This window comes from Puia sp. (assembly GCF_036500295.1).
Classification (GTDB): Bacteria; Bacteroidota; Bacteroidia; order Chitinophagales; family Chitinophagaceae; genus Puia.
Genome location: NZ_DASYCH010000053.1, coordinates 54740 through 74707 on the forward strand (window position 1 = coordinate 54740; position 19968 = coordinate 74707).

At 46.1% G+C, this 19968-nt stretch carries 18 protein-coding genes, 2 tRNA genes and 1 pseudogene; 12 read left to right on the forward strand and 9 right to left on the reverse strand.

The genetic code is table 11. The features are described 5' to 3' along the window. Positions 1 to 2 precede the first annotated feature (2 nt). The 3 genes from VGM48_RS11100 (at position 3) to VGM48_RS11110 (ending at position 4046) form a co-directional block, all read left to right on the forward strand. Positions 3 to 1550 carry a DUF6734 family protein gene (locus tag VGM48_RS11100; protein ID WP_331579013.1) on the forward strand — a complete coding sequence of 516 codons (1548 nt, stop codon included), beginning with the start codon at positions 3 to 5 and terminating at the stop codon, positions 1548 to 1550. Between the two features lie 359 nt (positions 1551 to 1909). Then, the gene (locus VGM48_RS11105; protein WP_331579015.1) at positions 1910 to 3538 is read left to right on the forward strand and encodes a vitamin K epoxide reductase family protein; all 1629 of its coding nucleotides are present in this window, start codon (positions 1910 to 1912) and stop codon (positions 3536 to 3538) included. Between the two features lie 127 nt (positions 3539 to 3665). Further along, positions 3666 to 4046, forward strand: coding sequence for a VOC family protein (locus tag VGM48_RS11110; RefSeq protein ID WP_331579017.1), 381 nt, complete (start codon positions 3666 to 3668; stop codon positions 4044 to 4046). Positions 4047 to 4066: 20 nt separating this feature from the next. On the opposite strand, the gene VGM48_RS11115 is transcribed toward VGM48_RS11110, so the two are convergent. Continuing rightward, complete coding sequence (locus tag VGM48_RS11115) at positions 4067 to 4912, reverse strand: hypothetical protein (protein WP_331579019.1); 846 nt, start codon at positions 4910 to 4912, stop codon at positions 4067 to 4069. A gap of 72 nt (positions 4913 to 4984) precedes the next feature. Then, the gene (locus tag VGM48_RS11120) at positions 4985 to 5836 is read right to left on the reverse strand and encodes a hypothetical protein (RefSeq protein ID WP_331579021.1); all 852 of its coding nucleotides are present in this window, start codon (positions 5834 to 5836) and stop codon (positions 4985 to 4987) included. Positions 5837 to 6139: 303 nt separating this feature from the next. Here VGM48_RS11120 and VGM48_RS11125 point away from each other — a divergent pair, with 303 nt between their 5' ends. From VGM48_RS11125 to VGM48_RS11140, 4 genes are read left to right on the forward strand one after another with little or no spacing between them, the layout of a single operon-like run. Beyond that, on the forward strand, positions 6140 to 7405 hold the full coding sequence (locus VGM48_RS11125; RefSeq protein WP_331579023.1) for a glycosyltransferase: 1266 nt from the start codon (positions 6140 to 6142) through the stop codon (positions 7403 to 7405). A 29-nt stretch (positions 7406 to 7434) separates the two neighbouring features. Continuing rightward, a complete protein-coding gene (locus VGM48_RS11130; RefSeq protein WP_331579025.1) occupies positions 7435 to 8130 on the forward strand; it encodes a family 16 glycoside hydrolase in 696 nt (231 codons plus the stop codon). A 27-nt stretch (positions 8131 to 8157) separates the two neighbouring features. Then, complete coding sequence (locus VGM48_RS11135) at positions 8158 to 8856, forward strand: hypothetical protein (RefSeq protein WP_331579027.1); 699 nt, start codon at positions 8158 to 8160, stop codon at positions 8854 to 8856. Between the two features lie 35 nt (positions 8857 to 8891). After that, positions 8892 to 9443 carry a dihydrofolate reductase family protein gene (locus tag VGM48_RS11140; RefSeq protein WP_331579029.1) on the forward strand — a complete coding sequence of 184 codons (552 nt, stop codon included), beginning with the start codon at positions 8892 to 8894 and terminating at the stop codon, positions 9441 to 9443. A gap of 5 nt (positions 9444 to 9448) precedes the next feature. On the opposite strand, the gene VGM48_RS11145 is transcribed toward VGM48_RS11140, so the two are convergent. After that, positions 9449 to 9534: transfer RNA gene (locus VGM48_RS11145), tRNA-Pro, on the reverse strand. A 508-nt stretch (positions 9535 to 10042) separates the two neighbouring features. On the opposite strand from VGM48_RS11145, the gene VGM48_RS25595 reads away from it, so the two are divergent. The 3 genes and pseudogenes from VGM48_RS25595 to VGM48_RS11155 all read left to right on the forward strand — a co-directional run. After that, positions 10043 to 10321: a nucleotidyltransferase family protein gene (locus tag VGM48_RS25595; protein ID WP_414711251.1), complete on the forward strand. Its 279-nt coding sequence runs from the start codon at positions 10043 to 10045 to the stop codon at positions 10319 to 10321. Then, a complete protein-coding gene (locus VGM48_RS11150) occupies positions 10302 to 10646 on the forward strand; it encodes a DUF86 domain-containing protein (RefSeq protein WP_331579031.1) in 345 nt (114 codons plus the stop codon). The genes VGM48_RS25595 and VGM48_RS11150 overlap by 20 nt, the downstream gene beginning before the upstream one ends. A gap of 361 nt (positions 10647 to 11007) precedes the next feature. Next, positions 11008 to 12071 (forward strand): annotated as a pseudogene (locus VGM48_RS11155) (IS3 family transposase); the annotation flags it as partial. Positions 12072 to 12321: 250 nt separating this feature from the next. Here the strand turns inward: VGM48_RS11155 and VGM48_RS11160 are convergent. Next, positions 12322 to 13442, reverse strand: a protein-coding gene (locus VGM48_RS11160; RefSeq protein WP_414711250.1) for an IS3 family transposase whose coding sequence is annotated in 2 segments (ribosomal slippage) — positions 12322 to 13190 and positions 13190 to 13442 — 1122 coding nt in all. Because the reading frame shifts where the segments join, the coding sequence is not laid out codon by codon here. Positions 13443 to 14074: 632 nt separating this feature from the next. Between VGM48_RS11160 and VGM48_RS11165 the strand changes: the two genes are divergently transcribed. Both VGM48_RS11165 and VGM48_RS11170 read left to right on the forward strand, forming a co-directional pair. Next, on the forward strand, positions 14075 to 14680 hold the full coding sequence (locus tag VGM48_RS11165) for a hypothetical protein (protein WP_331579035.1): 606 nt from the start codon (positions 14075 to 14077) through the stop codon (positions 14678 to 14680). 58 nt (positions 14681 to 14738) lie between these two features. Continuing rightward, positions 14739 to 15503, forward strand: coding sequence for a hypothetical protein (locus VGM48_RS11170; protein ID WP_331579037.1), 765 nt, complete (start codon positions 14739 to 14741; stop codon positions 15501 to 15503). Between the two features lie 57 nt (positions 15504 to 15560). On the opposite strand, the gene VGM48_RS11175 is transcribed toward VGM48_RS11170, so the two are convergent. The 5 genes from VGM48_RS11175 to VGM48_RS11195 all read right to left on the reverse strand — a co-directional run bounded on the left by VGM48_RS11175 (position 15561) and on the right by VGM48_RS11195 (position 19911). Continuing rightward, positions 15561 to 16124, reverse strand: a complete 564-nt coding sequence (locus VGM48_RS11175) for a hypothetical protein (protein ID WP_331579039.1) — start codon at positions 16122 to 16124, stop codon at positions 15561 to 15563. Between the two features lie 847 nt (positions 16125 to 16971). Beyond that, positions 16972 to 17856: a hypothetical protein gene (locus VGM48_RS11180; protein ID WP_331579041.1), complete on the reverse strand. Its 885-nt coding sequence runs from the start codon at positions 17854 to 17856 to the stop codon at positions 16972 to 16974. 133 nt (positions 17857 to 17989) lie between these two features. Next, entirely contained in the window at positions 17990 to 18901 is a 912-nt protein-coding gene (locus VGM48_RS11185; protein ID WP_331579043.1) for a hypothetical protein, read from the reverse strand. 103 nt (positions 18902 to 19004) lie between these two features. Next, positions 19005 to 19358: a hypothetical protein gene (locus tag VGM48_RS11190; RefSeq protein ID WP_331579045.1), complete on the reverse strand. Its 354-nt coding sequence runs from the start codon at positions 19356 to 19358 to the stop codon at positions 19005 to 19007. Between the two features lie 479 nt (positions 19359 to 19837). Further along, a tRNA-Pro gene (locus VGM48_RS11195) sits at positions 19838 to 19911 on the reverse strand. Between the last annotated feature and the right edge of the window lie 57 nt (positions 19912 to 19968).

Here is a 19968-nt window from a genome sequence, read left to right on the forward strand (position 1 = left end):
CAATGAGAATCGTTCAAACATTCTGGACAGGTAATGCGCCCGGAAGCCAAAACAGATCGATCGATATCAAGGCCGGTTGGCCGACATCCGAATATCATTGGATCAGCTGGGCATTGAGCTGTCTGCAGGCCTGTTCGCTTTTTAACGAGGTTCATCTGGTGACGGACCATTTTGGTAAAGAGATCCTGATAGACAGGTTAGGACTACCCTATTCCGGGGTGTCAACGGAATTGGAAGGCGTTTTGCGGGACTATCCGTCGCAGCTCTGGGCCCTGGCAAAAATATTTTCATACAGCATCCAGTCCGAGCCATTTCTTCATATCGACGGGGATGTCTTTCTCTGGGAAAAACCGGATAAAAAAATAATGGAGGCGGGGATCATTTCCCAAAACCTCGAGAAAGACCTCTTCTTCTACAAAGCCGCCCTGGATGGGATCAATGAAGTCTTCGGCGATCTTCCCCCCATCTACCAAAAGGGATATTATGAGAACAAAACGATCTATTCCGGAAATGCGGGGCTTATCGGCGGTAAGGATCTGGAATTCTTTAAGATCTATTGCGCCGAGGCATTTGCATTTGTCGATAGGAACCGGAAGGATATCGACAAGATCGATCCGGCTAATCTATCCAATCTCAATTTCTTATTTGAACAATATGCATTGGTTCAGATCGCATTGAGAGAGAACAGGAACATTTCCTTCTATCTCGAAGAAGTGATCGAAACCCCGGTCTATGAAGACCTCATACGTTTTCAGGACAGACCTGCTGTAAAAATGGTCCACCCGGTGGGAGGTTTTAAAAAGCATGTGAATTTGTGCGACCATCTTTCAAACAGCCTCCGGGCAAGCTACCCGGCATTTTACTATAGGATCATGGAGATGGTAAAGCAGGCGGGCGTCCCGATGACAAACAAAATTTACAATTCCCCTTCGACCGGCATTTCAAACCCTTATACCGTTTATGAAAGAACCGGTGAAGCAAAGTCCATTTGGAGTGCCGGGGATCAGAAAAAGGATGAGTTGATCGCGGAATTACACCACCTTGAACAGCAAAAAGACCGGCTATTTGAAAAAATATTCGCTCATTCCGGTGAAATGTCATCGCCATACAAAAAAGAAGCCCTTAAATATGAAAGCCTTCAGCAAGCGTTTTCCCTTGGCGCCCCCGAAATGCTTCGCTTATTGGTTGAGGTGAATGAAAATGTTCTGCTGATAGAACTCGGCTGGATATGGCAATATGCCGAAAGAGACTCGATAAAAAAGCTCCTGGAGAAAAACCTCGCCGAAGACAGGTCTTCGAATATGGTGGCATTGGTCCCGAGCATCGTAAGAGTAAACATCTACGAATATTACATGGACCAATTAGATACGCTCATAGTGGAAACGATAAGAAGCGGCGTATATACCATTGAGTCTTTGATCGAAGAGGTAAAACAGTATTTCGATCCGGACGAAATCGCCGCCAATCCGGCCGGACTTGAAAAATTGGTAATTGATACATTGAAGCGTTTATCCTATGCAGGGGTGCTAAAGATTCTTTTTGAAAGATAGAAATAGTAGTTTAAATTAGGATACCATTATCATTCACCATTTAAACCTATTTTATGAATCAATTAAAAAGAGCCGGTACCTTGAGCCTTGCCAGGGAGCTTTCAAAAAATGAACAGAAAAAGATCTTAGGCGGCGGCGGCTGTGACATCCCCGGTTACAAATGCGATGGCACCGTAATGAGTTGCACGATCTCCCAGATCACTGTTTCCTATTGTCAGCAGGTGTGGCATTCCAACATTGTCGATAATTGCACTATTCCACGGGACTGTTGATGTCAATAAAATGATCAGCTTCAACTATGGTCTTAAGAACAACTTCTTAAGACCTTTTTTCTTACGACCTGTTACCGCCGCTGTTCTATGGCTCAATCCTTTGACACCTCTTTGAAAAATGTTGCCGGCCACTATGCCAGATTGCTGAAGGTAAAAATTACAGCATCTTCTATAAAAAGATCTATCGAGGAGAACCCCCATTTTCCCAGTCTGCTCAGCCTCACAGAGACTTTCAGCCGTTATCATATAAATAACAAAGCCTTTGAGATCAGGGCTGAGAACCTGGACCGGTTGGAGCCGCCCTTTATCGCCTATCTGAAGTTGCCGAAGGTCGGGAAGGACTTTGTGTTGGTAACCGGCATTTCCGGCAGCAGTGTTGAGTATCTATACAAAGACAGGAAGGCGCATACCATTTCGAAGGATGAATTCCTGCAGAAGTATCAGAATGTTGTATGGATCGCAGAGCCGGACGAGCAAAGTGGCGAGAAAGATTTTGCCAGGAAGCTCGGTCAGGAAAAAGCCGCTAGAAATAAAAGACTTGTCTGGACGGCGGGAGTCGTCCTGCTGATGCTGACGGCGTTTGTGGCCAACCTGTCCGGTGGGAATATTTTTGCGTTTACTTCTATTGCAATTTTGAAAGGTATTGGTACTGCATCGGCGGTCTTATTGATCGTTTATGAGAACAACAAAGAGAACGCCTTTGCAAAAAATATCTGTCGTGCCGGCAGGCAAATGAATTGCGACGCCATTTTAAACAGCAAAGCCTCCAAAATAGGGGGGATCAGCTGGAGTGAGGTTGGCTTGTTTTATTTTGCGTCGACATCGATGTTGCTGTTGTTCCCAAACATCGATCTCAAAGAAAAAATAGGTTGGCTGGCCGTTTTGAATGCCTGCGCCGTGCCCTATACCATCTTCAGCATTTATTATCAATCGGTTGTTGCTAAACAATGGTGTCCGCTTTGTCTTACGGTTCAGTCAGTGCTCTTAGGTGAATTGATCTGGAGCGCCTTTAATTTCTGGGCCGCGCCGAACCCTTCCTTTTTTCCCACCGCCTTTGCAATGCCGTTTGCCGGTATCCGGCTTATCTATGTTCTTCTATTGGGCATCGTAATACTCGCGTGGTATGGCGTTAAACCCTTGATCAAAAGCGCAAATAATGCGAATTCCTTCGAATCGGCGTATAAACGCCTTCAATATAATCCCGAAATATTCAAAGGACTTCTGCAGCAACAGGCGGCGGCCCCCGAGGGCTGGCAGCAATTGGGGATAAACCTGGGCAATCCGGCCGCCCCCAATACCATTCTTAAGGTGTGCAATCCCTATTGTGGCCCCTGTGCGAAGGCTCATCGCCATTTGGAGGAGATGCTAAAGAACAGCGATGAGGTAAGGCTAAAAGTGATCTTCACGGCGCCCAATGATGAGCAGAATCGAAGCACAATTGTGGTAAAGCACTTGTTGCAGATTGCATCAGAAGGAGACCCGGCAAAAACACAAAGATCCCTGGACGATTGGTATCTTGGTGAAAATAAAGACTATGAAGCATTTGCCGGGAAATACCCTCTTTCCCAAAATAAAGCGGACGTCGGGAGCCAACTCGAAGCGATGAGCAAATGGTGCGAGGATGCCGGGATCACCTCCACCCCCACTCTTTTTATGAATGGGTTCCAATTGCCTGAGGGTTACGGCGGAGAGGAACTTAAGAACATTTTTTATTGAAACCAGCCCAAAAGCATGATTTTGAGAGGTTTTTTCAACAATCACCCGAAAGTATGAAGGGAATTGAGCGCAATTTCCACAACTTTGTGACAGACATACAATCTAAAAGAAACAAAACCCATTTTAAATGAAAAAGGTAAGCGGTATCGGCGGAATATTCTTTAAATGCAAGGATCCGCAAAAGGTAAAGGATTGGTACGCCCAAAACCTGGGGGTGGTTGGTGATCAGTATGGCGTCAACTTCGAATGGTTACAGGCGGACGACCCCTCAAAAAAGGGTACCACCGTCTGGGCGCCGTTTCCCGGCAATACAGACTATTTCAACCCCTCGACAAAAGATTTTATGATCAACTACAGGGTCGAAGATCTTGAGGCGCTGGTCGGTGAACTTAAAGAAGCCGGAGTTACCATTGTCGACGAGATAGCCACCTACGACTATGGCAAATTCGTCCATATTCTCGATCCGGAAGGCAATAAAATAGAACTTTGGCAGCCAATGGGTGAATAAAACCGCCGGGGCACGCTTTATCAGTTTACATAGTAAAAGACAAGGCTATCGGCCAATGGCATGGAAGGTTCCGTCCATACTTTCTTAATAAGCCTGCCTTTACGGTCGTAAAAGTTTTGAATAGGAACCAATTGCTGGCTCTGCACGTAGAATTTCGAAGTGCTTACGTTCTCGGCTTCCAGAAAAAATTCCCAACCATTCTCGAAAGAGAATATAGGCACCAGATCGTCAATAAAATAAATAGGATTAAGATGTTTGCGATCGTAGGTATACTTTATATCGGTCCTTGACGACCCTGACACACTGGTCCATCGCGCAATATTGTTTTCGTTGTAAGTAAAGATATTGTAAGCGTTCAGGGTTGGATCTGCGGTGTTGAACTGGGTGATCCGATGCACATGACCCTGATCATAAGTCAATCCAAGGGAGGTTATCTGGCCGAACCTCACATTGGACAACGTAAACCTCGTAATATTTCCGTGCCGATCGTATTCAAACCCTGTTTTCATTGAATACAATGCCCCGACAGGAAAGGAGGTAAAAATGGTATCGATCCTGCTCCTGATACGATGAACACCAATCCCACCGAGTATCTGGGGACCGTACTCCATAGAATCAAGTTGCCCCTTATTGTTGAAACGAAAACTAAAAACGATCACGCGTTCACCCGTCATCTCATGGACGTTGCTGCGCCACCACCATATGTTAAAAAGCTTAAATTGCTTTTCATTAGGCTGGCCGTGTTTGAGGGTAGTGGTGGTATTTTCTTCCTCGCTGGTCCCGGCAGGAAGGAATTCGCCGGATTTTCTACAGGAACACAGCAAAAGCACGCAGAAAAAGAAGCAGAACAAATTGAGCTTTTTCATAATAAAAAAGTTTAAAAACGATTAATAGAAACTAGCCCGCAAGGCAGCTTGAGGAGACTCGAAATGGGCATATCAATTCACATACGTGAAGACAAGGCTATCGGGCAATGGCATTGAAGGCTCTGTCCACACCTTTTTGACAAGTCTGCCTTTACGGTCAAAAAAGTTTTGAAAGGGAACCAACTGCTGGGTCTGCACGTAGAATTTCGACGCGCTTACGTTCTCGGCCTCCAGAAAAAATTCCCAACCCAGCTCGAAAGAAAATATGGGCACCAGATCGTCAATAAAATAAACAGGATTAAAATGTTTGCGATCGTAAGTATACTTTATGTCATTTCTTGATGACCCTGACGCCATAGTCCATCGCGCAATATTGTTTTCGTTGTAGGTAAAGATATCGTGATCATTCAGGGAAGGATCTGTGGTGTTGACCCGGGTGATCCGATGCGGATATCCCTGATCATAGGTGATTACAACGGGTGTGATTTGACCATTCCTCTGATTGGTTCTGGTAAACCCGCTAATGTTTCCGTGCCTATCGTATTCAAATCCTGATTTCAGTGTCTGTGGTATAGTGAAAGGGGAGGTAGAAAATATGGTATCAATCTTGCCCTTGTCCTTAATGCGATGAACACCAATCCCACCGATTACCTGGGGATCGAATTGCATAGAATCAAGTTGCCCCTTTCTGCTGTAGCTAAAATTAAATGTGATCACGTCAATACCGGTCATCTCGTGGACGTTACTGCGATACCAGGCCATCCGGGAAAGCATAAATTGCTTTTCATTAGGCTGGCCGTGTTTAAGGGTAGTAGTCGTATTTTGTTCCTCGCTATCTCCGATAGGCAGGAATTCACCGGATTTTCTACAGGAAGCCAGCAAAAGCACGCAGAAAAAGAAGCAGAAGAAGTGGAGCTTTTTCATAATAGAAAAGTTTAAGGTTGACTAAATAAATGGCTTGTAGGGACGTCCCTACGGAAGACTGGCTGTGTAGAAGAAAGACGGGTTATGATAGGAAAACGGCAGCATAGGGCCGTTCGATAGGGCTACTAAAAGCAGAAAAATCTCTTTAAGATAGGAAGAAAATGCACAATGACCATGTTTAGGCGAAGATGGGCAAGAGTGGGCGTAGATCCGAAAGCGATCAGGGCGTTTTGACCCACCACAGGGCCAACAGGAAGCCCGGCTTTGACAGAGATTTGCTACATTGCCTGCTATAACCTTGACATGACTATCGGTATTTATACCTACGGCACCAGGGGGGATGTTCAACCTTACATCGCACTGGCGCTCGCTTTGTTAGAGAAAGGCCATCGCGTCGTCCTTGCCGCTCCTACCGACTTCAAAGACTTCGTAGAGGGCTTTGGGATACCTTTTTCTCCGCTCTATGGCAACGCCGAAGTGATGATGAATTCGCCGCAGGGTCAGCGCATTTTGAAGACCGAAAATAGTATAAAACTCATGAAGTACTATTTCAAAGCGGTCAACGAAATGAAACACCCTTTGCGAAAAAGTTATCATGAGAGAATCAGCCAGGTCGACTTTATCATCGCCAATTCGGCGACCATGCCGATTGTAAGCGCCATTGCTGAAAAACAACAGAAGAAGGTAGCTTACACATATTTTATGCCGCCCCTCGTCCCTACAGTGGAATTCCCGGTAGAAGACCTGCGCCTCCTGAACCTCGGCTGGTACAATAAGCTTACCTACAAAATTATCCACAGTCTTTTTTGGAGATTTATCAAACACGATACCAACGAATACCGAATGGAGCTGGGATTGCCGGCACTCAAGGAAAGTCTGCTCATTCATGTCGACCGGCAAAAACCATTGGACCTTTATTGCCTCAGTCCGAGCTTGATCTCCCAACCAAAGGATTGGACGGACAATCATAAGATCACTGGCTTTTTGACTGTTCCTGTTTCCCATAGAGAGCAACATAAATACGAAAAGGCCTCCGAGGAATTGTTGACCTGGCTGTCGAAAGGTGATCGGCCGGTCTACATTGGGTTTGGCAGTAATGGGATCGGCAACCAGGAAAAATTCATAGAGATCCTCACTGATCTGGTCTTAGGCGGTGAGCGGATTTTGTTCTGTACCGGCTGGTCCGTTTTTCGTGATCTACCCAGCCACAAGAATTTATTTGTCGCCAAATATGTCAATCACGAAGCCGTTCTTCCTCACTGTAAGGTCGGTGTCTTCCATGGCGGCGCCGGCACTTTGGCCGCCATGTTGCGGCACAATTTACCCGTTGTGATCGTCTCCTTTTACACGGACCAACCCACCTGGGGAAAGTTGGTCGAGCGACTTGGCTTGGGCATTCATATACCAGTGAAGAAACTGACATCGGAAAAATTAATGGCTGGTATCCGCCAGGTACAGTCCACTGAAGTGGGCCGGAAGGTAACGACTACGGGCGAGCGGATCCGAAATGAGAAAGGAACAGAGCATGCGGTAGAGGAGATTGAACGGTATTTCGGTCTCTCTGGCTAATCATCCTTATACGATTTAAAACATTCATCATGTTGTCATCAACCTTTCCCTTGCTGCGCGGCGCGATCATGAGTACATTATTATTGTCCTCTTCCAGCTTCCTGTTTGCCCAGGAAACGCGTTTCGAAAACTTTGACCTGAAACCTGTACTGGTAAATATGTCGACCACGAACATCGATGGCAAGGAAGCGGTGAGGGTAACAAGGGATACAGCCACAAAGGGCGCCGATCTGCCCACCTTCGTACGGCTGAACAACACCGATAATTTCAGCAATGGGACTATTGAAGTAACGCTATTGAGCCGGCTGCTGCCCACCGCTTTCCCGGATGCAAGGGGCTTTATCGGTTTAGCATTCAGGATCAATAAGGATAATAGCAGGTTTGAATCTATTTACATCAGGCCTACCAACGGAAGGGCGGAGGACCAGCTCCGCAGAAACCACTCCACGCAATATTTTTCCTACCCGGATTATAAGTTCGATAGGCTGCGAAAAGAAGCAGAGGGAAAATACGAATCCTATGCCGACATGGGGCTGAATGAATGGATCAAAATGAAGATCGTGGTAAAGGGCGCTCAGGCCAAACTTTACCTGAACAATAACCCGCAGCCGGTCCTGATCGTGAACGACCTGAAGCTGGGCGCGGCCAACAGCGGCGCCATCGGTCTTTTCGTGGATACGGGCACGGAGGCATTTTTCCGGGATATCAAAGTGACAGAGAACTAGTTTCACCGTTATACAATTATCGAACCTATGGCAGATTTATCCCAGGCAGAGCATCAGATCCACTATGTCACGAATTTTCAAGACCTTATTTCTACCCCATTTAGGGGAGTAATAAATGCTATTTGTTGGACTCGTGAACTAATAGGTGATTTTTCCGAGATCGTTAAAAAGGTAGAACTAAACGGAAATATGGCGGTGATCGAGCAGGAGGAACTTTGTGAACTTCAATTGAGCGAACAAGGGCAACTTGCCCGTAAAATTCTTTTAAATGACATGAGGGCATTGAAAGCTCATGGCGCATCGCCAATCCTCAATGTGATCAACCGCTATGATCAGGATGACACCTACCCGTTTTTCCCAACCGATGTTTATTCTTTTCATGTAGATCGCTCGCCAATACCGACCGATACCTTTTTATGCACTTACTATGGCGAGCCGAGTGAAATATTGCCAAATTCACAAGGAAAAAAGAAAGTACTGATCCCGGAAATACGTGATCAACTTAAAAAACTATATCATGGAACAGAGGATGGTTTTGAGTCGTTCTTAAGTGAGCACTTCTTTGATCTACACTATCAGGCTGAACCTGCAGCGCGTCTGATAAGCCTAGGTCTTGGTCACTTATGGAGGTTGGCGGTTGATCATCCTGAAAGTCAGGTTCCTCCCTGTCTTCACCGTGCGCCAAAGGAAAGATCCGGGCAGAAGAGGTTGTTGTTGATCTGTTGAACACAAATTCTTAATAAACTTGTAATAACAATCAAATGAGAAATCTGATCTACACAATCAACCTTACCATTGATGGGTGCTTCGACCATGCCCCTACGGCCCCTGATGATGAATTGCTTGAATATTGTACCCGTCAGGTGCAAGATGCCGGCCTGCTCCTCTACGGGCGGAAAACCTATCAAATGATGGTTCCTTACTGGCCCGATATCCTAAAAAACCTTTCCGGCGAGTCAAAAGCAGATATCGAATTTGCCCGGGCATTTGAGTCCTGCAACAAAATTGTCTTTTCACGAACGTTAAACAAGGCCGAAGGAAATAACACAAGAATTGTTCACGCCGACCTTCAGGAGGAAATACTAAAATTAAAACAAGAACAGGGAAAAAATATGCTGGTCGGCGGCGTAGCGCTTCCTTCACAGCTGATAGCGCTGGGCCTGGTCGATGAATTTCTTTTTCTCGTGCATCCGGTCATCGCAGGAAAAGGGAAACGGTGGTTTGAAGGCATTGACCTGCAGGAGAAATTAAAACTTGTTGGGTCGAAGACTTTTAAATCAGGATGTATCGCGCTTCATTACTCGAAACAGTGAGAGCGTCGGGAAGACAGGATTCGAACCTGCGACGCCCTGGTCCCAAACCAGGTGAGTAAGGCTTGTGATCGCTGCCAGACGCGACTTTCAGAATAGTATTACGGAATTTATTTGTATCTGACCCAAAATGTAAAAAAGCTAATTTTAAGACGCAAAAATACAAATTTATTGTAACTCCTTCTTAAGTTCAAGTTTCTTACTCTTATAGGATCTTTTCAAGTTGCGACTTTAGAAATAGCATTACAGAGAGTTCTTTGTTTCAACCAGGCCGGCGGATTTTTCATCGTTCTGCTTCCTATCAACCACTTGAGCGGATGACCAAAAGTGAAGCAACTGACCATTACCTTCCAATGTCAGCCTCAGCCTTTCCCCTGGAGATTTGGAAAGCCAAATTTTCAATTGAAGTTCTTTAATATGCTGGGGAGTATCTGTCATCTGTTTATCAGATCGAAGGTACGTAACGTCATACGGAAGAGACTCGATTTCTTGAAAGGGCCAAAACAATCATAAGTAATTGATTTACAAAGTGTAAAAATTACCAAAGATTTGATTATTTTTGTCTTATGAATAATGCCTTACATAAGGATACCATACTTAACATGCTTTCAGCCAATAAGCAGCGGTTAGCTCTATATGGAGTTAATCGAATTGGGTTATTCGGCTCCTATGTAAGGAACGAGATGACCCCCAATAGCGATATTGATTTACTCGTGGACATTCAAAAGGACAAAAAAACGTTTAATAATTTTTTGTCGCTTACCCATTTTCTTGAAGATTTATTTGGCAAGAAGGTAGAGTTGGTGACTACTCAATCCTTAAGTCCCTATATCGGTCCGCACATTTTGAAAACCGTGGAATATGTCTCTGTCGCAAATTGATTTTCTCCGACATATACTGGATGAATGTATTTATCTCATTAGAGAATCTCAGCAGTGTACCTTCGAAGAGTTCCTGGCTGATGATCGATTGACCCGAGCTGTTTGTCGAAGCCTTGAAATAATTGGTGAAGCCAGCAGTAAAATACATCCCGATTTCAAAGCAAAATATGCTCTCGTCCCTTGGAGAGACATGAGTGACATCCGCAATAAGATTATTCACCACTACTTTGGGGTTGATTATGACATTATTTGGGATACTATCAATACGAATATTCCACAGTTGAAAGAAAGCATTGAAGTGGTTATCGAAAGAGAAAAAGGCTAGTATTACGTTCCTGACACTTTCTTCAATTCTGCATATCTATTTCAATGTCATTTTCGTGAGTATTTGTCTTGAGAAGGGTAAATCCAAGTCGACGTAAGCTATCCATGTTTCTTTTAAGTGGATGCCCATAAGGATTTTTTCCGACAGAAATAACCGCACTTGTTACCTTAGTTTTTGTTTCAAGTTCGTAGGTAAATTTTCCCGCATTTCCTCCATGATGGGGAACAACAAGATAATGTTTACCCGAATAACCGATGTAAGCTTCCCCTAAAACTAGGCCACGAGCTGTCGGCTCCCCCGACTTCCGGCCACAAGAATTAGAGTTACCAATCGAATGAATTGTTAACTTTAAACTTGAATTATGAAACGCAAGCAATTTACAGAGAGTCAAATCGTATCAGCCCTTAAACAGCAGGAAGGGGGCATTCCCGTTAAGGACATAGCCAGGGACCTGGGCATTAGTGAAGCTACCTTTTACAACTGGAAGTCGAAATATAGGGGCATGGAAGCTTCCGATGTCAAACGTCTGAAGGACCTGGAGGCAGAACATGCTGAACTGAAGAAGATGTATGCCGAGCTGAGCATCGAGAACCGGGCGATGAAAAACCTGATCGAAAAAAAGCTATAACGCCTGCGGAGAAACGGGAAGCAGTGGGTTACCTGGTTGAACAGGAACAACTGAGTGTTCGCAAGGCGTGTAAGATCGTAGCTATCCCCAGAAGCACCTACGAATACAAGGCCATCCTCAAAGACGACGCACCGGTCCAGGAGGCGCTGACAGCCTTAACGGACAAGCACGTCGACATTGGTTTTTGGCAATCCTATCACCGATTAAGGAATAAAGGGTTTATGTGGAATCATAATCGGCTATACCGGGTTTATATACAGATGAGACTTAATATCCGGAGAAGACCCAAAAGGCGGTTACCGGCCCGGATCCGGGAAGCATTATTCATTCCGGAGGGACCCAACAAGGTCTGGAGTATGGATTTCATGAGTGATGCGCTGGTCGACGGCAGAAAGTTCCGGGTATTGAACGTTATAGACGATTTTAATCGGGAATCGTTAGCCATTGAGGTGGATACCTCCTTACCCGCGCGGCGAGTTATCCGGGTGTTGGAAAGGATCATAGCACATCGTGGCAAGCCGGCCTGTATCCGGACAGATAACGGGCCGGAATTTATCAGTCATTTGCTCCAGCAATGGTGCGATGCCAATGGAATCAGGTTGATCTATATACAGCCAGGGAAACCCACGCAGAATGCTTATATAGAACGGAAAAACGGAAGCATGCGCAGAGGACTGTTGAATGCCTATTTGTTTTACAGCTTGGCTGAGGTCCGATTGATGGCGGAAGAATGGCAGTTGGACTACAATACTGAACGACCGCATAAATCACTGGGATATCTTTCTCCGGTCAAATATGCTCAACAGTATTACCAAAGCCGATCAAAGGAACTGAAGCTTTATCCCCAAACGGCGAACGAAAATCCTCCAAAAATTGAAGGGCGCCGTTTAGTGGATAAAATATGAGGTCCTCCCGTTTATCGGGCCGGCTTGAAGTGAAGAGAGCCGGGTTATTTAAAGATACAAAACTGATGGGAAATAGGCGTCTTTTCTGAAGTTGTTCAGCCATATTCTTTCGTCGCAAAAGACACCTGTTTATCATCAGGCTCTATTCCTTGTTGTTCGTTTGGGCCTCGCCTATTTCCTTGCAACTAGCCACCATTTCGGCAGGCGTTAACCCGTTTAAAGAACTGTGTGGTCGGAAGTAATTGTATTCCTGAACCCAATTAGTGATCTTGTCGTAAGCATCATCCAACGATAAGAACCAGTTGACATTTAAGCACTCATCCCTGAATGAGCCATTGAAAGACTCAATGAAGGGATTATCCGTTGGTTTGCCTGGCCGGGAATAATCCAGCACCACCTTATTTTCGTATGCCCACCGGTCAACATCCTTCGAGATAAACTCGCTTCCGTTGTCCACCTGGATGCGTTTTGGGATAGTGCCATTCTCCCTTTTCAGCCTTTCCAATACCTCCGCCACATCTATTCCCTTAATGGACTTTCCGACCCGGATCGCTTGGCAAAAACGACTAAAATTATCCACTATAGTTAAAGCCCTGAATTTTCGTCCATCAAAGAGCTGATCGGCTACAAAATCCATGCTCCAACACTGCTGTAGGCTGTTGATATCGGGACGTTCGAGCCGGTGAGCAGCCGACTTATTCCTCCGGGGCCGTTTGCTACGCAGGTTAAGCCCTTCCTCTTTATAAATCCGGTGGATCCGCTTATGATTATCCTTAAAGCCTTCCCTTCGCAACAAAATGTAGATCCGCCACATCCCATACCTGACCCGCGTTTCAGCAATCTCCCGCATTCGACGCCGCACAAGTCGATCTTCTCTTCGCCGAGGACGGTAATGCCAATTAGACCGATGCATACACACTACCCGGCAGGCTCTTCTGATCGATACCTGGTAGTCGGCCGTCAAGCGATTCACCAACTCCCGCAGCTGCCGGTTCTTCAGGCATTTTTTTTTAACACATCCTGCAGCATCTGTTTGTCCAGGCTCAAATCTGCGACAATCTGTTTCAATTTGGCATTTTCGTCCTGTAGCTGCCGCAGCTGTCTTAGTTCACTGATGCCCAGGCCGCCGTACTTCTTCTTCCAATTGTAAAAGGTAGCCTCGCTGATACCCATCTGTCGGCAGACCTCGGGAATTTTGATTCCGCTCTCCGCCGGCTTAACCGCGAAAACGATTTGCGCTTCTGTGAATTTTGTCTTTTTCATGAGCAATCTTTCATTGTTTAAATTATGAAATTTTGCCCGGTTTCTCTACTTTACAATGGCCCGATTATCCGGGAGGAGGTCAGGTATGATATTCGCAACAATAAGGAAAGTCTTTTGGGAATTGAAAGCCGGGCGGTGGCGGAACTGGGTACGCGCCAAGCTCAAAGCAGCTCGCAGGCATATCCACTAGGCTATTCTCGCCGCTCGAAACCGTTTGGCGCTAGCCAAGAGAGGTTCCGCATCTCTTATAATTACCGGGTTTCGCATATTGAATTCACAGTTTTGTTTCCTCAATTTACTAAATTTTTTTGCAATTCCGGACCCGGTAATCCACAGGTTTCGCCCGGAGTTAGAATTTCCGGTTGGTCTTAATCGCCTCCGGGTTGCCGTTCACCCCGAACATTGTTGTTTACCTGTTGGGATATTGATTACGGCAATCATCCATGGGCAAGTGGAATGATAAGTTTTTATAATATTACCAAGAATTGGCTATTTTATTTGAAAATACTACCAGGAGAATAACCCCTGTATGAAGGTGGATGTGATGAACAATGGGGGGAGGCACTCCTTATCAAGCATATCTTCGAGTCCATTTGCGATATAAATGGTTACCTCCCTTCAACTTAAAAGCGATGTCCTTACCGTATTTACAATTTGCATACCCCAATGACGACTACAAAACGTTCGTGCAGTTCTGGCGTAGCATGTATCGGCCGAATGCCGAGACGCTTCCGCTGTACCTTGACAACATCGATAAGCAGCGGTTCACCCGGAAGGACATTGGTGAGCTCTATCGGTGGAAGAACAGCCGGCCATATGAGAACAATCCCAATAAAAGAGTGTCGGTGGAGCGAATCCAGGCTGAGCTACCGATGATTAATCGTCTCAAGCAGCAGTTTGTCATGAGGGCGTTTGAAGAAACATTTGCGGGAATATCTCCGATTTGGCAGATCTTCCTGCTACACATCATCCAGCCGGATGTGTACCCGATCTTTGATCAGCATGTCCACCGGACACACCTATTCCTGGTGCATCAGCGGATCGTCGCACTTCCCACCTATGGGAAGACCAAACTGGACTATTACCATGTCCATTATCAACCCTACTTCAACGAGGTTCGGCGACGGCATAAGCTCGACCGGTTCGAGCTTGACAATGCGTTATGGACGTTGGGCCAGTTCTTAAAGACCCGGTTTGCGGCGGCCATCGTGTCGCCGGTGGAGGCAGGGACATCCTGACGGTTGCGGCCAACTGTCCGGAGAATAGTATCTTACCAATGGAGCTAAAAATTGAAAAATGACAAAACAAGAAGAGCAGCGCATTATGGAGAGTTTTCGAAATGCATATTCGCCATTCCCGGCGGGCACACTGGTGGCCATGGAGCCGCCCTACCCGGATTTTGTGTTGACGGTCGAAGGAAACAGGCGGATCGGTATTGAGCTGACCGAAGTGTTCCACAGCGAAGCAAAGAAAGAATATTCCTCAACGAAAGATAAGGTTACCGACAAGTTGGTGGAGGTGCTGAAAGTGCGATTGTCTTATCCCTTCACGATCAATGTGTTTCCCGATCCGAACCGGACCATACGAAAGGCGGAAATGAATGAGGTGATTAAACAGCTTTCGGATATAGTTGTAAATGAATTCGGAGACCTCCCGAATGACGCCTGGGGGGAGGTTGAGCATATAGATTATGACCTGAGTACGATGGAGCCGGGTCCGTTGAAGCACGTGCTGGATCAGGGATACCGGAATCTGCCGTCCGGCATTGGCAGAATTCGTATCCATCGGTACGATAGGCTGAACGAGTCACGGAATTCTCATAGTGAAGGAGGGATAGTACCGAGCCTGACGCTGGAGTACATAGCGCCTATCGTACTGAACAAGGAGGAAAAGATGGCGAAACAGCCGGTGTTGGAGGAGAATTGGCTGCTGATCCGGGAAGGCAATTATTATACAGGGAGTTTTGACGACGTTCGTATACCTCTTCCGCTGAGTTCGAGCTTTACGAAGGTATTCCTCTTCCGTACTTCTACTGGCGAGGTTATTGAACTAAAAGGATAATTTTCGGAGCATGATGCAAGGGAGCTTTGCAGGCCAGCCTTTTTTCGAGCCAGGAATCTATGACTTAGCTTTCGCGACCAAGTAGGTTACTAGTGCACCAATCACAGCGCCAAGAAGCACCTTAGCGCCGTCGTACAGCAGTCCCAATCTCTTTTGCCGGTACTCGATCCTCGACAGCCGGCCCTTGAGGCCCCTGATCTCTTCTTCTTCGGCCTCTTTCAGATAGGTCTGCTTTCTATAGATGATTGCGCCCGGCTTTGTCAGCTGGATGGTGCGGGTGTGTGTTTCCTGCCAGTTCCCTTCCTGGAGGTCTACAACGTGGCCGTTGGCGACCAGCACTTCCAGCGCATCAGAGACTTCCCACCAGGCGTGCCGGGCCGTGTTTACCTCTTCGAACTTTACCCGGTGCTGATTGACGAATTTCACGCCAGGAATGGGTTTATCGTATTTCCCGGGGTTGTTTAAGATGTCGACCAGCACGCCAAAATCGAGGTGTGCTGTTGCGTACTGCCGGGCGAAGATGGGGACGTGGCCGGCGGCGTCGGATCCCGTCATGGTGACGGACACCAGCGGATGGGTGTATAATACGCCTAGTATTTCATGTTCGAGAGATGCTATCATGGTAAGGGGTAAATAAGGGTGGAAAGATAAAATTTTCCCGACAATTAGTAAAGGGGTTCGATTTCGGTCGATTCCTGTAGCTTTATACCGGGACGACGGACGGACAGAAACCCCGCTCGGCGGACGAAACAATGGATGAGGACGATGTACCCTGAACAGGGCATTTCATTACCGGCATTGACACGAAGGATGGTGGACGGACAGAAATCCCGTCTGACAGACTTGACACTCTCTCCGAAGGACGACGGACAGGATGAAGCCCTGCTCGGCGGACTTGATACCTGGGCGACCGACGCGCGCTAATAAAAGGCGCTCTACGGAGGCCGCTCACACGAAGGATGACGGACGGACCGAAACTCCGCTCGGCAGACTTGACACTTACTCTGAGGGACGGCGGACAGGATGAAGCCCTGCTCGACGGACTTGTTACTTTTCATTTATTGCTTACTTGAATGCCGTTATCTATTGGTGACCCCGATGGAACGACGCATTTTTGATTCGGTTATAAGCTAACAGCAGCGGGTCCAGACCAAACTGGTCCTGCCTGCTCTCTTTCATTAATTAAAAACATAAAAATGCGCATCCACATAAAAGTGACCATGTCACGCCGGAGCAGAGTCCTGATCATTATATTGATTGTCCTATTGACGCTGGCTTTGTCTGGGCAGCCCCAAGCGCTGATGGCTATTATCAGTCAATGGCTAAAATCAAAGAGTTGAGCGTTCGCAGTTGTTACTTAGAAAGATCGCCTCCGAAGAGGCGATCTTTCCTTTAATGCTCTTTGGACAGCGCAGGCATCCTGTAAACTTTCCCACAAGTCGCCCGCGGAGGATTAGAGATGAGGACATTAAGACATTCGTACTATGGTGGCATTCTCACGTTCTATTGAAAATACCACTCTGAACGCTGGGTTAAAACCACTGTCTTCGGATTCGAATGTTGGGAGAGATATACGGTTATGGTCTTTTATCGGAATGCGGCCAATAGAGGGTGGGGGTGTCAAATTTCGCCAGTAGTTCTTGTTGGTAATCTCGTCTTTCGAATAAAATTTTGTTCCGGCACTGTATGCTGCGAGGTTTAAACCAGGCATTGTGTTGGAATTGATTAATTCGAACAGATTCCCGAAGGGAATTGCCAGTAAGTGATGTAACCGATAGAAATCGGGGATCGACCATCGGTTTGTCGCTGTGCGGTAAAAGTTATGCTTGAGGAATTCTGCTGGAAATATTGAACAGCCAAGTCTTTGAACATCCAAGGAAAACTTGTTTTCAAGGGCTTCATTTCTTTCCGGATTATCACCGAAATTATAAAACAAATAGATTGGAATGCCCGCAACTCGATGGCCGTATTCCAATAAGCGGTCGATCTGAAGTTTGCCGGCTACCTTATGGCGGATGCCAGGATAGCTTCCTTTTTTATTGACAATTTTCGCTTGGCTGGGAAACAGGAGGTAACCATTTGCGGTTTGTATCGCAATTTCAATATCGTTCCCATTGGCTCGTTCGTTTTTCGCCTGATACAATTGGACCGGAAATACACGTGTGATGGCAAGTTCCCAGAACGAGTAGATAAGATTTTGTGTTACCGTATTTTCATGCATATTAAAGTCGGCGGCACTGCGACTAAAGGTTATTTTTCGCCAAATCTTTATCGCAGCGATCTCAGCCCAGTAGACGATCGATGGGTTGATTTGAAATTTCTTTGCATATTCTAGCAGTAAGCCGGGGTCCATAAAGCGGCAAATATAAATTAGTTTTCGATTTATGGGAGATGGTTCATGTTAGCATATACATTCTTCAATTAGCGCGTATTGCCCTCACTACGTCCTTCTCGCGTTTGAATCGTAATACTTCGGATACACATTGCTATGTGCCAGTCGATTTCAATTTTTCTTTAAGAATAGAGTTTGATATTCGGAGAGCATCGATGAAGTCGAGCAAGAGGATTGCTTTGATGGAGTTGATCTTTGTGCCGTAATCCGTCGATTCACCATGAAGGATAGCATGACGGTTTAAATCGGAGAGACGAGAAGTGTTACCTTCGAGAACGAGGCTATTATTTCGATCAATTTTCGCCAGCTGATTTAGCAAAAGATTGAATACTGAAGTCGCGGGAGCTATAATCGACCTGGAAAGTTTTTGTGAGGCAGTTCCGCGCTTGTGGTCTCGGTCCATGTCGAAAAAGCCAACGGGAACATGTTTTCCAGATTTACTTTCGACGGTAAACCAATCCTTGCAGAAACCATCTGCCTGGGTGAGCGCAAGAGGGATAGCAGCGAAATAATTTCCTTGTGTGTGGAGGCTGAAAATGTTTTTAATGAGGTCTGCTCTCTTTGGCGAATCTTCCATCAGTTTGCCCTCGATATACAGGAATTGGCGGGAGAACGTCTCCTCTACATCGGTTTGAAAAGCTATTGGATCCCGTTCAAGGTATTCATCCAAATTGGAAATTGCTAGGGCATCTATAAAGTCCAGGCTCAAATACCAACCTTTGGCTGGAAGTTTTTGAATGCTTTTCGACATTTCCAAGCGAACGTCCAAGTATTCCTTCATTGCACGATGAGTTTGAGCCATTTGGGCAACGAATTCTTTAACCATTGGCCTGTGTTTCGGACTGTTTTTAAATAGCCGTAGTACAGAAAAGAGGAGTGGTTTTCTTTTTTGTAGCTCTTTCAGTTTTTCTTCTCCCATCTGGATGACATCCAGTACGTCGAGTTTGTCCTGCCCGTGGAGATCTTGAAGGATTTCGTCATATTCGGAGCTGCTGTTTGGTGCCATGGTTAATTTGTAGATAGTTATACAATATACTTTGAGATAACGATAATTTGACGGATTTTTTCTTGTATGATAGATAGTAGGGGCTTACGAGGCCAACCTTTACTTAGCGTTCAATCCATTGCTCAATGTCACGCATAATGTCTGACGAATTCTGAGCAGGAAATATCTTCCTTACGAATTCGCCGAACCGCTCTTGAGTCGTGGTATTAGTCCAATCCATAATAGTAAAGATTCTAAGCGGTGGTCTCAGCGGTATCTCAATGAAATAATTCAAAGGGTAGTAGGGTGGGGCAAATAAGAAAGAATGCTCTATCAGCCGTTGATATAAGTCGGGTTTCAACGCTCGCTTGAGGTCAAGAATAACATCATACAAAGCCACTTCCTGCTCAACATTTGCCAGAGAATTTCCCAAATGCGGCATTCCTTCATCATCAAAAAAGGTTTTCAAATAGTGCATAAACTTCGGCTCCATCTCATCCAACAGATCGCAGGACAATGACGTACCCGGCCTTCTGGCCTCTGGAATAGAAAATCTCCTGAAGCTGGACTATATCTACCAGGATGGAGGGATAGAAAAGAAGCGGGAAGTCATTGGTTCGATGTATCCGGAAAAATTGACTTTTGACGGAGAGCGACTTCGAACCACAAGAATCAATGACGCGGTCCAGGTAATATACACGCTGGATAAGGCTTTCAGCGAAAATGAAAAAGGACAAAGCCAGATAATTTCAGCTTTGTCCTCTCAAGTCGGGAAGACAGGATTGCCTTCGCCGCGCCAACGCGGACCTCGGCGATCCTTTAACCCTCCTTATTACCCAAAAAGCCCCGTCCCGCCTTCGTCGGGACCGTTTTGTTTTTCCGTCCGCGCCCGGAAGCGAGCTCCCGGCACTACCGAAAAAACAAAACCCGCAGCTTTCGCTGCGGGCTTCTTGTTCGTCGGGAAGACAGGATTCGAACCTGCGACCCCCTGGTCCCAAACCAGGTGCGCTACCGGCCTGCGCTACTTCCCGATCCTGGCAATGAGGCGCGAAAATAGGGATTTCCCCGCGAACCGCCTAAGATTAAGG